The organism is Bradyrhizobium sp. Mp27, assembly GCF_029953005.1.
GTDB classification, from domain to species: Bacteria; Pseudomonadota; Alphaproteobacteria; order Rhizobiales; family Xanthobacteraceae; genus Bradyrhizobium; species Bradyrhizobium barranii.
Genome location: NZ_JASAUS010000101.1, coordinates 20,229 through 34,151, shown reverse-complemented (window position 1 = coordinate 34,151; position 13,923 = coordinate 20,229). Strand labels below are relative to the sequence as shown.

The following is a 13,923-nucleotide window of genomic DNA, read 5'->3' as shown; positions in this document are numbered from 1 at the left end:
GTGCACGACCCGCGTCGGATCGCGCCGATCCGGGAACACCCGGGCCAGATTGTCGGCCAAGCCGAGACGCCGCTCGGCCATCGCCAGAAGCATCACGCCCCCGTTCGAGGTTAGGCGCCCACCATCGAAGGCAGCTGTGACTTTCTTGGCGTGAATGGCTGGAAACGAGAAGGGCGGAATCGTATCGTCGGTCATGGCGGGCGTGGCGTTCGCGGTTGGAGGTGATGGGGTTGGCTTCACAACCGAATCCTACGCCGTATCAGCGCTTTACACCACGCTCGCCAGCCCTCAGGCGCACTCTTACGAATAAGACGGGCTAGGAGCCGCATCGCAGCGGGGATCAACGCACCGCCGCCACCGGGCAAGTTCGACGGTTTGCTGCGATGATCACGATGCCGACCGCATCTCGATCATTCAATCGCGCTGGCGAAGTCCGCTTTGCTGACGCGATACTTGAAGCCAATTAAGCATCACTATCACCGGTTGCCAAAGAACTCCACCAGCCCGTAAGCTGAGACCGAATCATCTGAAATAGCAGGTTGGGGAATTAGACATGGAGACGCAGGTCCGAACACCCCAAATGGTATTCATGCAGCCGCAACGGCTGGTCGTGCCTCTGTTTCAGAGGCCTTACGTTTGGAATCAAGAAACGCAATGGGAGCCACTTTGGGAGGATGTGAAACGCGTTGCTGAGCGTGTGCTTGCTCATCCGACCGAAAAGCACCAGCCTCACTTCCTTGGTGCCGTTGTGCTACAGCAAATGCCGAACCAAGCTGGTTTGATGCAACAGCGCACAATCATTGACGGTCAACAAAGGTTGACTACGCTGCAGCTGTTGCTCGATGCGCTCGGTGCTGAATTGACCGCGGCCCAAGCGTTACCCTCTGCAGCGCGTATCGAGCCGCTTGTCGCCAATGCCGAGCCATTCTGTTCTAAGCCAGAGGACCGTTTTAAGGTGTGGCCGACCAACCGAGACAGGCCGGCTTTCAATGAGGTGATGGGCGCAGCTCCCCCTGTCGATCACGAGGCGCTCAAATTCCGCAACGAGCGAATGACGCAGGCTCACCAATTTTTTTGCGAGCAATCGCGCGAATGGCTCAATGAAAAGGGGCCCGCAATGGTGCAAGAGCGCGCTATTGCGATAGAGCGCTCAGTGCGCGAACTGGTTCAATTGGTTGTAATCGATCTGGGCTCAGACGAAAATGCTCAGGAGATATTCGAGACACTAAATGCGCGAGGAGCCCAGCTCACAGCCGCTGACTTGATCAAGAATCTTATCTTCCAACGTCTTCTAGAATCTGGAGCAGATGTTGAAGACGCCTATCAGAAGTACTGGAAGGACTTTGAGACCGGCTTCTGGGAAGCTGAAATAAGTGTCGGCAGATTCCGCTATCCTCGATCTTCTGTGTTTTTGAATCATTGGCTCATAGCGCAGACGGGCGAGGAAGTAGTTGCGAGGGAGGTCTTTGACCGGTTTAAGCGTTTTGTGGATCATGACGCACGTCCTCCTATGCAGAAACTGCTTGAGCAAATCCACGCAGCTGCCGGAATTTATCGCAATTTCATCGAAGCTGCTTCGAGAGAAGGCAGCTCGATAGATCGACTGGGTTTATTCGGCTATCGGACAGGTGTTCTTGAGAGCGAGGTAATTAAGCCGTTGATTCTAGCTCTTCTCGATCCGCAAAACCCTCCCGTTCCGCAAACTCAGCTAGTTAAAGCACTGGACGTAATCGAAAGTTGGATGGTTCGCAGAGCGATCGTGCGCGCGACTGCTAAGGGTTACAACCAGCTAATTGCTGAACTCGTTGGGCAGCTTCGCGATTGGGATAGAGCGACGGTAGGCGATAAGATTGAGGCTTTTCTCGCAGGACAGACCGCGGAGAGCCGCTATTGGCCGGACGACGCTGAGCTTGAGCAGGAGGTCACTGATCTCCAAGCCTATCGCCGTCTGCGTCGTGGACGCCTCAGGATGGTTCTCGAAGCAATTGAGGATCATCTGCGCGGCTGGCGCGATGGTAAGCACGGCCTCGGAGGTGAGCGCGTGGCGCGCGGGAAGCTGGCGATTGAGCATGTGATGCCGCGCAAATGGCAGCAGCATTGGCAGCCAGAGGGCTCCGACGAGGAGGAGCGAGATCGGCTTATACATACGTTAGGTAATCTTACCCTCCTGACCGGCAAACTAAATTCAACCGTTTCCAACGGCCCTTGGTGCGGGAACAACAGCAAACGGGCGGGTCTTGAGGGGCATGACGTGCTCCTTCTAAATAGGGATTTGTTGAAAAAGGCTGGAGTGGAGTGGAATAACGATTCAATTCGCCGGCGCACGCAGGACCTTGCTCTGCTCTTCACGGGGATTTGGGCGGTCCCCCCCGATCATCGCTCCGGCTTTGCCGTAGCCCGGCGGCGACCGGGAAGAAAGGTAGAGCTGACGGACCTCATCAATGCGGGTCTTCTGCATCCAGGAATGCAATTGACCCCAAAGCGCAAGAAATTCAGCCATCGGGTCGGTACTCTGTTGGCGGATGGGCGTGTGGAGGTGGATGGCGAGGCTTTTGATAACGCTAGGGAAGCCGCAACCGCGATTTACGGAAAGAAAACCGGGGGATGGTGGTTCTTCCTCACCGATCCCGCGTCTGGTCGCACGCTACGGGCTGTTCGTCGCGACTACATCGAGGCTATGGCGGTCGATTCTGATGATGACGAACAGGGCGACGATGACGATGATGACGAAGCATAGGTTTCAGCTTCGCACTTTACCCAGTTTCAATCAGCGCGTCGATCTCGACCCCGCTCAGTGAAACCTGCCGACCTTGCCCTCGCGCTCGATGACGACGCGCACCGCCTTGTTGTTCTGGCTGACCAGCATGACGTTGATGGGCAACGCGAACGCGTTGTTCTCATAATGCTGCGCCAAGGTGTCAGGCTCCGCGCCTTCGTTGATTCGTGTCACTAACACGCTGCCGTTGTTGGCGACGTTGCACACGATGATCGGCAGCCGCATGCCGTGCTCGGCAATGGCCTGTTCGATGATCGTCACGAACAGCTGCTGCAAGGCTTGGTCCATCGGCCTTCCCTCCCATCTTCGCCCCCAGCTGATGCCAGCAGAAAGCCCGCCCCGGTTCAATGGGGCGGGCTCATTTTTTCTAAGATGATGTCAGGCTCAGGCAGCGAGCGGCATCAGCGCGTCAGGCGCTGTCGCCTCGGCAGGGCTATTGATGATGCGCCTGATCTCTGCTGCGACCTTCTCCAGCACCTCACGGGCCTCTGGCGTGCGGTCAGCGGTATCATAGACGCCGGTCACTACAGGCGCTGATGGGTCGGCATGGCCGAGAGCAATGGCGATCTGCGAGCGCGGTATGCGCAGGCGGCCCGCGAGCGTTGCTGCTGTTCTTCTCAGATCATGCGGCGTGAACTTCGCAAGCCCGAGCAGCTCGCAGAGGCCCGCCGTCTTGGTCTTGCCCCTGCATTTCTCGTGCTTGGTTCCTCGCAATGCCACCGACATCGCATGGCGGTTCAGCGGCTGGCCGGGATAGACCGGGCTCTCGAAGATAAACTGCTGCTCACTGCTGGTCACGGCCTCTCGGATGATCTCCATCGCGAGATCGGAGAGCGGCTGCTTCATCGGGTGCGGGTTCGGTCTGTGCTTCCGGTTCTTCAGCCGTTTGAAGGGCACGTTGACGCAGAAACCAGCATTGCTCTCGATCGCCAGCTCGCTGCGGTGCATTGGCAGCAGCTCGCCGCTGCGCAGCATGCTGACCAGCGCGAACTTCAGCGCCAGCCGCGTCCTGCGGTCCCATGGCAGGTCCTCGCGGTCGAGACCATGCCACAGCACCCTGATCTCGTTGTCGCTCAGCACCCGCGTGCGCGGATGCTCGCGATCCAGCGGTTCCAGATCATGGCAGGGTGATCGGTCAACATAAGCGCGGCTCGGCTGCGCAGCCCATTTGAACAAGCCGCTCGCGCCTTTGCGCATATGGCGCGCATTACTGAGCGACGGCTTGCTGCCGGTCCTGCCTGCGAGGATATCGGCCTGCAACGTTGCAATGTCGCGGTTGGTAACCTCGCTCGCGATCATCTTGCCGAAGCGTGGGCGAACGAAGCGGTTGAGCTGGCTCGCAAGCGTCTCCCAGCTTTCGAGACGGGGCCGCAGCTCGCCGTCACGCTTGCGCACCGGCGCCTGCATCCATGAGACGTATTCATCGACCATCTGATCGACGCTGACGCCGCTCAGCTTGGCCCGCCGAGCCTTGGCCTGCCGCGCCAGCGCCGCGATATCCTCGCCGCTGCCGATGCGATACCTCAACGCCATCGCCGCGATGCGGGCGTTCTGTACGCTGAATTTCTCGCGATCAAAGACGCCGATCTTGAGCGAGGCGCGCTTGCCGAGGATGGGGCAGGTGTATTTCAAATTGAAGGTTGCCGCACCTGAAGGCAGGACGCTGACGTAAAGGCCGCGAATCTCGGCGTCATAGTATTTGGTCTGCCGGGCCACCGGCTTCTCGATCATCCTGGTGGTGATGTTCCGGTGCTTGCGCTCGCGCTCGGCGGTGGTGATATTGGACATGCTTCAGCTCTCTGTTTTGGGTTGAAGCCGAGCTGGGGCCATCCTTCGAGCCGGTCTTTGCAAGGGATAGGGCTCGGGGCTAGCCCCAGCTCAGCGGTTTACAGCGAGCGCCCCAGCGCCTTGCCGGATAAGCATAATTCCGGAGATGCCTATTTTTAAAGGGTAAAGATAGGCTCATAGAGGCTCAGATCGGCTCACCGGGGATCAAAATAGAGCCGTGTGGTCCTGGCCGTCGTTGCTACGGTCAAGTGCTTGCGGATGCGGCAGTCGCGTCAACCGGCGCGGTGCTGGTGACTTTCGCAAGGACGAGGGAGGCCAAAGGGAACTCGGCTCCCGGGAGAGCGCGGCATAAGCCGTCCGACTATCGCGCAGGGAAGGCCGAGTGATCGGCACCACCTGTATGCTGCTGTGCGGTTTCCTTGCGCTACCTTTCGCGCAGTGGACCGCGGGTGCGAGGTCAGCACCCGGCCTTCCCTGCGCCCTCTTGGCTTCGAGGGTGGAGAGATCAAGCAAAGCTCGGGCGAAATGCGCTGCGAGGATGCGAAGGTGTGTTCGCTATCCAAAATGCAGGAGAGAAGAGTGACGTTGTCCGCCCCGTACTCCGTCATTGCGAGCGCAGCGAAGCAACCCAGAATCCCTCCGTGGAAAGACTCTGGATTGCTTCGCTGCGCTCGCAATGACGATGTGGAAACAGCTCGCGGCGATTATTAAAAAGCAGGTACCGGCGTCAACGCGGGTCCGTCCGCCGATCCTCCGCATCGCTCTCCGGCTCCCGGATCAGCACCGCCGGCTCGTCATAGCCTTTGCGGCTGCTGTAAAACACCAGCGCCATCAGGCCGACGCCGACGGCCAGCGAGAACACGACGCCGAGCACCAGCGCGACATAGCCGGAGGCCGGCACGCTGGTATCGGTGCTGGTCCAGCCGAGATAGCCGAGAACGCTCGCGGCGACGAGCATGGCGCACAATGCCGCGATGACCAGCCATCGGGCGAGCTTGCTGTCTTGCGCCTCGGGTGGCGACGGTTGCCCGCCGGTCTCGTTCATGAACCTCTCCTCACGCGGCCGTCGGGCCGCGCTTACGGTGCGGTGGCTTTGGTCGCGATCGCATGCAGTGCGGCGGTCATCGCGCCGATGGCGGTCCTGGCCGGCTCGCCGACGCCATGACGGCCGGCGAGATAGGCCGGATCGTTGTACGACAGCCAGGTCGTGCCTTGCTCGTCCTGCCAGACCAGCGCCTTCAGCGGCAGGTCGATGCCGGCGGTCTGCGCCTGCTGCATCAACGGCGTGCCGCCCTTGGCGTTGCCGAAGATGAGGAGATCGGTCGGCCGCAGAGTCATGCCGACGGCGGCAGCGCCCGCGGCATGATCGACATGGGCAAATACGGTGAGGCCCTTGGCCTTCACCTCGGTCTCGAGCCGCGTCATCGTGTCCTGCGGGCCAAAACTGCTCTTGATGGTGATGAGTCCGTCTGTAGCCATTGCCTGCGTCTCCCAGAAACATGTCGCGACCAATGCGAAGATCCCGACCAGCGTGAAGAGCCTCATGATGTCAGGCTCACTTCTTGCGGAATAATCGCGCCGGATCGAATTCCGGCTCCGGAATGAAGCCGTCGCGATTGGGCATCCTGATCTTCGGCAAGGAGTCCTTGTCGACCTTGCCATCGGCGGGAACGATGCCGTTGAGGCTCAAGATGTAGGCGGTGACGGCATAGGTCTCATCGGTGCTGAGCGAGCCCGGCGTCGGATAGGGCATCGCGCGATGAATGTAGTCGAACAGGGTCGTCGCATAGGGCCAGAAGCTGCCGACGGTCTTGACCGGCATGTTGGAGGCGAGCGTGCCCTGTCCGCCGGCGAGACGATCCTTGATGCCGCCCTGGCCGTTGTCGCCATGACAGGCCGCGCAATTGTCAGCAAAAATCTGCTTGCCCTGCGCCGCCGTGCCGCTGCCGTCGGGCAGGTCCTTGCCGTCAGGACCGATGTCGATGTCCCACAGCTTGATTTCCTGCGGCGTTGCCGGACGGCCGAAATCGAACGCCAGCGCGGGCGCGGCGAGCAGGCCGGCGGTGAGGATGCCGGCGAGAAACAGCTTGTCATGCGAGGACATTGCGGACCCTCCCGGCTTCGTCGATGCTCCAGGTCTGCTGGGCGTTGTAGTGAAACAGCGCGTTGGTCCCCATCGCGGCGATGAAGGACTGCCGGTCCGGCTGAACGTTGCCCTGGTCGTCGGTCGAGCGGCTCACGATTTTTGTCGGCTTGCCGTCCCAGACCCAATCCATCTGGAATCGCACCTGCGCCTTGGACAGCACCGGCTGGCTCAGCTGTGCGGGCTTCCAGGTCCTGGCGCCATCGGTCGAGATCTCGACCCCGGCGATCTTGCCGTGGCCGCTCCAGGCAAGACCGGAGATGCGGTTATAACCCGGCTGGATCTGCATCATGCCGGAGGGCTGGGTGATGACGGAGTTGGTTTCCATCCGCAACTGAAACTGCCGCGCCTTGCCGTTGGCCAGCAGCTGCGTGTAGCGCGCCGTCTCCCAGCGCGTCATCCAGGGCTCGCTGCCGAACTTGAGGCGGCGCAGCCATTTGATGTTGAGGTTGCCTTCGAAGCCCGGCATCACCAGCCGCATCGGAAAGCCGTGCGCGGGCCGCAGCGGCTCGCCGTTCTGGCCGTAGGCGACGAAGGCCTCGTTCACGATCTCGTCGGTGAGGGGAATGCTGCGATCGACGCCCGCGCCGTCGCCGCCCTCCGCCAGCATCCAGTTCGAGCCCTTGTCCTTGGCGACGAGGTCGATCAGGAATTTGAGCGGCACGCCGGTCCATTCATTGGTGCTGACGAGACCATGCGTGTTCTGCACCGTCACGTCAGGATCTGCCTTCTTCCAGTTCTCCCAGCCGTTGCCGGTGCATTCGATGAACACGACGCGCGTGACCGATGGCATCCGCTTCAGATCGTCGACGCTGAACACCAGCGGCTTGCCGACCATGCCGTGGATCAGCAGCCGGTGCTGCGCGGGATCGATATCGGGCACGCCGGAATGGCTGCGCTCGTAATGCAGGTCGGTCGGCGTGATGTTGCCGACGAGCTTCTGGTGCGGCGTCTTGGAATTGATGGCATCGCCGGGATCGACGTTGCGCTTGCCCGGTGTCGCCTCGGGAATGCGATCGAGTTTTGCAAACCGGGAGCGTTCGCTGTGCGCGCTGAGATCGGCGCCGGGCCCGCGATCGGGGACGTCGGCGAGCGTCTCGGCGCCCGCCGCCTCGGACGCTACCGCGCCAAGGATGCCCGCCGACAGGCCTCCCACGAAGCCACGGCGCGACACATTCGCAGGCCGTGGCAACAACTCGACTGGCGTCCTGGACGTCATATGATCTCCCCTCGATGAACCTGATTGTTGGAAATCCCTGCCGCCTTCATGCCGTGACATTGACCGAACACCGTGAGGATTGCTCGTTAGGATATGTTAAAAGCCATGAGCACTGGTCCACTCATGCGCGGGACGGCCCGCTCGTAGGGTAGATGCGCCTGGCTGTTCCATGGAATGGCCGGGCGGCTCGGAGACATGTCCGGGCGGATCAAGGGGAGAGGGATGTCGGAGGCGGACGCGGCGGAATTGTTGAAGGCGATGGTGCCGCTGTTCAGGATCCGTCCAATATTCGAGGATTCCTGCAAGTTTGGCGGCAGCTGGGAGTCGCTACACGCGCCGAACGGCAAGGGATGGGCGCAATTCCACATGGTCACGCGCGGCGCTTGCGTGGTCGAGCGGCCGGGCCTGAGCCCGCAGCGGCTGGAAGCCGGCGACATTCTTCTCCTGCCGCACGGCGACAGTCACGCGGTTCGCAGCCGGACGGGCGGCGCTGTCGGGCGTGTTACGACCGAGGTCCGCAATGGTGTCCGCCAGCGCGCAACGGTCGAGGCCGAGGTCGATACCGAGCTGCTGTGCGGCCGTTTCCTGTTCGAGACGTCGGATGACAACCCGCTGATCGCCGCGCTTCCCGACGAGATCATCCTGCGCACGGCGGAGCAGCCGCTGCTGGAACGGTTTCGACGCCTGCTGATCGATATCCGCGAGGAGCTCGACGCGGGACGGGTTGGATCGGAGGTGGTCGCGGCCGATCTCGCGAGAGCGTTGTTCGTGATGATGCTCCGCGATCATCTTTCGGACGATGCCTCCGGCAATGGCACGGTGTCGCTGTTGCGCGATCGCGTGACGGCCCGGGTGGTGTCGGCGATCCTCAACGATCTCGCCCGGGACTGGACGCTCGACGACATGGCGGCGGTGGCGATCGCCTCGCGCGCGACGCTGGTGCGCGCTTTTCAAAAGCGCGCGGGGGTCGCACCCATGACGTTCTTGTCCGATCTGCGATTGACGGTCGCACGCAAGCGGCTGGCCGGCACTTCCGATCCGATCGCGAAGATCGCCGGCGAGGTCGGCTATGCGTCCGAGGGCGCGCTCAGCAAAGCCATCATGCGCAGATACGGCATGCGACCCGGCGCCTTGAGGGAGCCGGGTCCTCGCGCGCCGGTCGTCAGACCCGATACCAGCTCCCCAGATTCCAGGTCGCGACGTCCCAGCCCGAGATGTCGGCCATGAGGCTATTGACGCCGGCGCCGACGATGTTGCGGGAGAGCAGCGGCACGAGGATGTTGGCTTCGCAGAAGATCTCGTTGACCTTGATCAGGAGCGCGGCGCGCTTGACCGGATCGAGCTCCTGCTGCGCGGTCTTGTAGGCCTTGTCGGCCTCGGGATCGGACCAGCGCGAGATGTTTCGGCCGAGCCACTTGTTCTCCTTGTTGGCGATCTCCCAGGAGACGCACTGGTTCAAGAACCGCTCCGGATCGGGCTGCGGCTGCGTCGTGTTGTACATCTCCATGTCGCAATAGAGCTTCGAGTAGGTGTCGGGGTTGCCGACGTCAGACGAGAAGAACACCGATGCGGTCACTGACTTCAGCTCGATGTCGATGCCGGCCTTCTGGCAGGCCTGCTTGATGATGGCCTGCGTCTTCTGGCGCGGGGCGTTGATCGAGGTCTGGAAGACGTATTTGAGCTTCTTGCCGTCCTTCTCGCGGATGCCGTCCGCGCCCCGCTTCCAGCCGGCCTCGTCGAGGATTTTGTTCGCCTTGTCGACGTCGAAAGCGTAGGTCAGCTTGCCCGACTTGAACTGCTGGGGCTGGTTGACGAAGCTTGCCGTGGCGATGCCGCCGCGGCCGTAGATGAATTTCTGGATCGCCTCGCGATCGATCAGGAGGTTGAACGCCTGGCGGACGACCGGATCGGACAGCGTCGGGTGCTTGGTCTTGACGCTGGAGCGCTCGCCGTCGACCTCGGTCCAGGGGTCCGTCGTGTTGAGGATGATGAACTCGACGTTGCCGGACGGCGTGATGTCGACCCTGCCTTTGCCGCTGGCCTCCATGCGCTTGAGGACCTCCTCCTCCACCAGCAGGTTCCAGGCATAGTCGTACTCGCCGGTCTGGAGCACGGTGCGCGCCGCGGAGACTGCGTCGCCGCCGCCCTTGACCTCGAGCGTGTCGAAATGCGGCTGGTTCTTGACGTGATAGTCAGGGTTGCGTTCGGCCCGGATCAGGTCGCCCGGCTTGAACTCGACGAATTTGTACGGGCCGGTGCCGACCGGCTTCAGATTGCCCGGCGCCTCGCGCGACTTCGCGCCGGCATAGTCGCCGAAATGGTGCTTCGGCAGGATCTGGCCGACCGAGCCGACGAAGGGGTCGGCCCAGAACGGGGTCGGGGCCTTGAACAGCACCTTGACGGTGTGGTCGTCGATCTTCTCGACGGTGATGTCCTTGTAGGATCCCGTGCTGTAGGCGGCGGTCGCGAGGTCCGCCGCATAGGCCCAGGTGAAGACGACGTCGTCGGCGGTGAAGGGCTTGCCGTCATGCCACTTCACGCCCTGCTTCAGCTTCCAGATGACGCTCATGCCGTCGGCCGCGAGGCTGCCGTTCGCCTTGGTCGGAATCTCGGCGGCGAGGCAGGGGATGAGGTTGCCGTCCTTGTCCCAGCCGGCCAGCGGCTCGAAGAAGATGCGCGAGGCGACCTGATCCTTGGTGCCGATCGCGAAATGCGGATTGAGCAGGGTGGGGGCCTGCCACAGCAGGATCTTGAGCGGGCCGCCGCCGCCGGCCTTGGTCGGCTTGTATTGCAGCGTGGCATCCGCCATCGCGACGTCGTTCCAGAGCAGGATCTGGCTCGCGACCGGCGCTGCGATCCCGGCCGCAGCCATGGTCCGGATGAACGAGCGTCGCGACAGCGTGCCTTGCTTCACCTCCGCGATGGACTTGCGAATCTCGTCTTCGTTCATCGAATGACCTCCACCTCGAAGAAAAATCGTCGCCGGTAGCCCATCATGTTGCATCGTGCGCGAGGCGGCAATGCCGGCGAGGCCGCAAGGCCGTGCGACGAAATGGCGAACGTGGAGATCGGCAGCTTCTGCCGGGACATTGTTGCCGGTGTGAAGGCTATGCCGGCCAGATTTCGCGATAAGCCCTTGATGGCAATGAGGCTCTCATCTGGCATGCGCATTGCACGCAAAGCGTGCGTTGGCAATGACAGTGGAGTGCGGGTATGAGCGTCGGCAGCATGAGCAGCATCGGTGGTGGAAGCGCGGCGGGGTCGCCTTCATCCACCAGCCAGTCGAAATCCGCCGGTTCACAAGACGGCGCCTCGATGTTCTCGTCTCTGCTGGAGAGCGGCACGCCCTACGACGAGGTCAAGGTGAGCCTGCCGAACGGCATGTCGATCGGCATCGTCCATTTCGGTGGCGGCGGCTTCGACAGCAGCGCGCTCAAGTCCATCGAGGATTTCGTGCAGAAGCTCTCGAGTCAGCAGATTTCAGGTGATCCGGCGTCCGGCGCCGACCAGTCGCAGAACGGCGACACGCCTGACGCCGTCGGGATCGACAAGGTCCATGTCGATCTTCCGAATGGAATCTCGTTTGAGGTGCTGCATTCCTCCGGCGGCCAGGCCACGGACAGCGACGCCGTCCTGAAGGAGCTCACCGAGGCCGCCGAAGAACTCGCTGAATCGCTGTCGCACTATTCACCGGCATCGGCCGCAGCTTCCGCTTATGCCTCGCAAGCAAGTTCGTCCGGCCGCAGCAGCCAGCTCGACGCGAGGAGCTGAGCAACACGGAGGCCGCCCCGGGGCTACGACGATTCCCGACCGCCGTCCGAGAGATCAGCGGCCCTTCGCAAGCGCGAGCGCAGCTTCCACCGCGTTTTCGAGAATCTCCTCCGACAATTGCCTGTCGCTCACCGCGCGCGACAATTGCAGCGCGCCGACCATGGTGGCGTAGGCCGCGATGGCGCGGCGGCGCCGCTCCGCCGGCGTGCCCTCAGGCATTTGCGCTGCCATCAGCGCGAGGATGTCGGACATCTTGCCGGTGAAGGCCTCGCGCGTCGCCTTCGGATGCCGCGCGATCTCGGAGACGAGGGCCGCGGTCGGGCAACCGGTCGCCGCGCGGTCGCGATGCCTGGGCGAGAGATAGTCGCGGATCACGGTCTCGAGCGCGACGCCGTTTTCGAGGTTGTCCTTGTGCCGCTGCTCGCGCCGCTCCAGCGCGTCGAGCAGCACCGCGCGCACCAGATCCTCCTTGGAGGCGAAGTGCGTGTAGAAGGCGCCGTTGGTCAGGCCTGCTTCCGCCATGATGCCGGCGAGGCCGACCGCGGCGATGCCGCTCTCGCGGAACTGCGTCGATGCGACATCGAGAATGTGCCGCCGCGTCGTGTCCCTGTGTCCCTTGTCATAGCGCGCCAATTCCGCCTCCTGCGAACCCGCCGCCCCCTATGCCACAAAATCGTGAGGTCTGCTCTATTGCATTACGGGCATAATAATACATTATGATCATAATGCAATGGGCGGCCGACCGGGCGGTCCGAGGGAACCACAGGATCGAACCATGTCCGTCGAGGATGCCGCCGCACCGGCCTTGTCCGCCGCGCCATTCGTGGCCCACACCGCGGCGCCGCTTCGCCAGGCGGCTACGCCCGCACCAAGCGCGGCTGAGCAAAGACGCGTCGCGCTCCTGACCGCGCCGATCTTGCCGACGCTGCTCAAGCTCGCGCTGCCGACCGTCACCGTCCTGGTGGCACAGACCGCCGTCAACATCGCGGAGGCCTATTACGTCGGCTATCTCGGCACCGATGCGCTCGCCGGCGCCGCGCTGGTGTTCCCGATCTTCATGCTGATGACCATGATGTCGAACGGCGGGTTCGGTTCCGGTGTTGCGTCCTCGGTGGCGCGCGCGGTCGGTGCAGGCCGCCGCGCTGACGCCGAGGCGGCGCTGTTTCATGCCGTGGTGCTCGCGATCATTGCCGGCGGCGTGTTCACGCTCGGCGTCGTCCTCGGTGGTCCGCATCTGTATCGCGCCCTCGGCGGCACCGACGGCGCGCTTGCCGCTGCCACCACCTATTCCAACTATCTGTTCGCCGGCGCCATCCCGGTGTGGATCGTGAACCTTCAGGCGGCCGCGCTGCGCGGCGCCGGCAACGTCAAAGTGCCGGCCCTAGTGACGCTGGTCGGCGCCATCGTGACCATTCCGGTCTCGCCGGCACTGATCTTCGGGTTCGGGCCGATCCCGCGGCTCGGCATCGGCGGCGCCGGCATAGCCTTCGGCCTCTATTACGGCGCGGCGATGCTGTTCCTGCTGCGCTACATGTCGACGGGCGCGACTGGCTTGAAGCTGCACATCGTGCCGTTGCGCGCAAAGATCTTCGGCGACATGCTGAAGGTCGGCGTCCCCACCGCGTTCAACGCGGTGCTGACCAACCTCACCGTCATCCTCGTCACCGGCGCGGTCGGGCTCTTCGGCACCTCCGCGCTCGCCGGCTACGGCATCGCCTCGCGGCTGGACTACATCATGATCCCGCTGCTGTTCGGCATCAGCACGGCGACGCTGACCATGGTCGGCGTCAACATGGGCGCGGGCCAGAGCGCGCGGGCTCGAAAGATCGGCTGGATCAGCGGTGTGGTCGGCATGGTCATGACCGGCACGATCGGCTTGCTGGTTGCGATCTTCCCGACAGCCTGGCTGCACCTCTTCAGCCATGATGCGGACGTCGTCGGCGAGGGCATGACCTATTTGCGCATCGTCGCGCCGGCCTATGCCGCGCTCGGCTTCGGTTTCGTCAGTTCGTTCGCGGTGCAAGGCACCGGCCGCGCCATGGGACCGCTGGCTTCGTCCGTCGCGCGCATCCTGATCGCGGCTGGCGGCGGCTGGATCGCAGTGGCGAGCTTTGGCGCGGGCATGGCGGGTCTCGCCACCATGGTCACGCTGTCGCTCGCCGCCTATGCCGCGATCTGTGTCCTGATCATGCTGTCACCGTGGACCTGGCGCTCCGAGTAAACAGG

14 protein-coding genes are annotated in these 13,923 nt (G+C 62.8%); 4 read left to right on the top strand and 10 right to left on the bottom strand.

Annotation, left to right across the window (positions count from 1 at the left end):
• Nucleotides 1–195, bottom strand: a 195-nt coding sequence (locus QJT78_RS35150; RefSeq protein ID WP_281460436.1) for a transposase, incomplete at its 3' end; no start/stop codon positions are given.
• A gap of 358 nt (nucleotides 196–553) precedes the next feature.
• On the opposite strand from QJT78_RS35150, the gene QJT78_RS35145 reads away from it, so the two are divergent.
• Nucleotides 554–2,737, top strand: a complete 2,184-nt coding sequence (locus tag QJT78_RS35145) for a DUF262 domain-containing protein (protein WP_281460435.1) — start codon at nucleotides 554–556, stop codon at nucleotides 2,735–2,737.
• 54 nt (nucleotides 2,738–2,791) lie between these two features.
• On the opposite strand, the gene QJT78_RS35140 is transcribed toward QJT78_RS35145, so the two are convergent.
• The 6 genes from QJT78_RS35140 to soxC all read right to left on the bottom strand — a co-directional run bounded on the left by QJT78_RS35140 (nucleotide 2,792) and on the right by soxC (nucleotide 7,926).
• Nucleotides 2,792–3,052, bottom strand: a complete 261-nt coding sequence (locus tag QJT78_RS35140; RefSeq protein ID WP_281460434.1) for a hypothetical protein — start codon at nucleotides 3,050–3,052, stop codon at nucleotides 2,792–2,794.
• Between the two features lie 108 nt (nucleotides 3,053–3,160).
• On the bottom strand, nucleotides 3,161–4,564 hold the full coding sequence (locus QJT78_RS35135) for an integrase family protein (RefSeq protein WP_281460433.1): 1,404 nt from the start codon (nucleotides 4,562–4,564) through the stop codon (nucleotides 3,161–3,163).
• 727 nt (nucleotides 4,565–5,291) lie between these two features.
• The gene (locus QJT78_RS35130) at nucleotides 5,292–5,609 is read right to left on the bottom strand and encodes a hypothetical protein (RefSeq protein WP_028153274.1); all 318 of its coding nucleotides are present in this window, start codon (nucleotides 5,607–5,609) and stop codon (nucleotides 5,292–5,294) included.
• A gap of 32 nt (nucleotides 5,610–5,641) precedes the next feature.
• On the bottom strand, nucleotides 5,642–6,109 hold the full coding sequence (locus QJT78_RS35125; RefSeq protein WP_028153275.1) for a DUF302 domain-containing protein: 468 nt from the start codon (nucleotides 6,107–6,109) through the stop codon (nucleotides 5,642–5,644).
• 10 nt (nucleotides 6,110–6,119) lie between these two features.
• A complete protein-coding gene (locus QJT78_RS35120; protein WP_038944050.1) occupies nucleotides 6,120–6,668 on the bottom strand; it encodes a cytochrome c in 549 nt (182 codons plus the stop codon).
• The gene (gene soxC / locus QJT78_RS35115) at nucleotides 6,655–7,926 is read right to left on the bottom strand and encodes a sulfite dehydrogenase (RefSeq protein ID WP_028153276.1); all 1,272 of its coding nucleotides are present in this window, start codon (nucleotides 7,924–7,926) and stop codon (nucleotides 6,655–6,657) included. Before soxC ends, QJT78_RS35120 begins: the two co-directional genes overlap by 14 nt.
• A 222-nt stretch (nucleotides 7,927–8,148) precedes the next feature.
• Between soxC and QJT78_RS35110 the strand changes: the two genes are divergently transcribed.
• The gene (locus tag QJT78_RS35110) at nucleotides 8,149–9,153 is read left to right on the top strand and encodes an AraC family transcriptional regulator (RefSeq protein WP_049807774.1); all 1,005 of its coding nucleotides are present in this window, start codon (nucleotides 8,149–8,151) and stop codon (nucleotides 9,151–9,153) included.
• On the opposite strand, the gene QJT78_RS35105 is transcribed toward QJT78_RS35110, so the two are convergent.
• Nucleotides 9,089–10,876 carry a peptide ABC transporter substrate-binding protein gene (locus QJT78_RS35105; protein ID WP_028153277.1) on the bottom strand — a complete coding sequence of 596 codons (1,788 nt, stop codon included), beginning with the start codon at nucleotides 10,874–10,876 and terminating at the stop codon, nucleotides 9,089–9,091. The genes QJT78_RS35110 and QJT78_RS35105 overlap by 65 nt on opposite strands.
• Nucleotides 10,873–11,091: a hypothetical protein gene (locus QJT78_RS35100; RefSeq protein ID WP_162136539.1), complete on the bottom strand. Its 219-nt coding sequence runs from the start codon at nucleotides 11,089–11,091 to the stop codon at nucleotides 10,873–10,875. The genes QJT78_RS35105 and QJT78_RS35100 overlap by 4 nt, the downstream gene beginning before the upstream one ends.
• A 48-nt stretch (nucleotides 11,092–11,139) precedes the next feature.
• On the opposite strand from QJT78_RS35100, the gene QJT78_RS35095 reads away from it, so the two are divergent.
• The gene (locus QJT78_RS35095) at nucleotides 11,140–11,697 is read left to right on the top strand and encodes a hypothetical protein (RefSeq protein WP_028153279.1); all 558 of its coding nucleotides are present in this window, start codon (nucleotides 11,140–11,142) and stop codon (nucleotides 11,695–11,697) included.
• 54 nt (nucleotides 11,698–11,751) lie between these two features.
• On the opposite strand, the gene QJT78_RS35090 is transcribed toward QJT78_RS35095, so the two are convergent.
• Nucleotides 11,752–12,330, bottom strand: coding sequence for a TetR family transcriptional regulator (locus QJT78_RS35090; protein ID WP_028153280.1), 579 nt, complete (start codon nucleotides 12,328–12,330; stop codon nucleotides 11,752–11,754).
• Between the two features lie 142 nt (nucleotides 12,331–12,472).
• Here QJT78_RS35090 and QJT78_RS35085 point away from each other — a divergent pair, with 142 nt between their 5' ends.
• Complete coding sequence (locus QJT78_RS35085) at nucleotides 12,473–13,918, top strand: MATE family efflux transporter (protein ID WP_038952884.1); 1,446 nt, start codon at nucleotides 12,473–12,475, stop codon at nucleotides 13,916–13,918.
• Nucleotides 13,919–13,923: the final 5 nt, after the last annotated feature.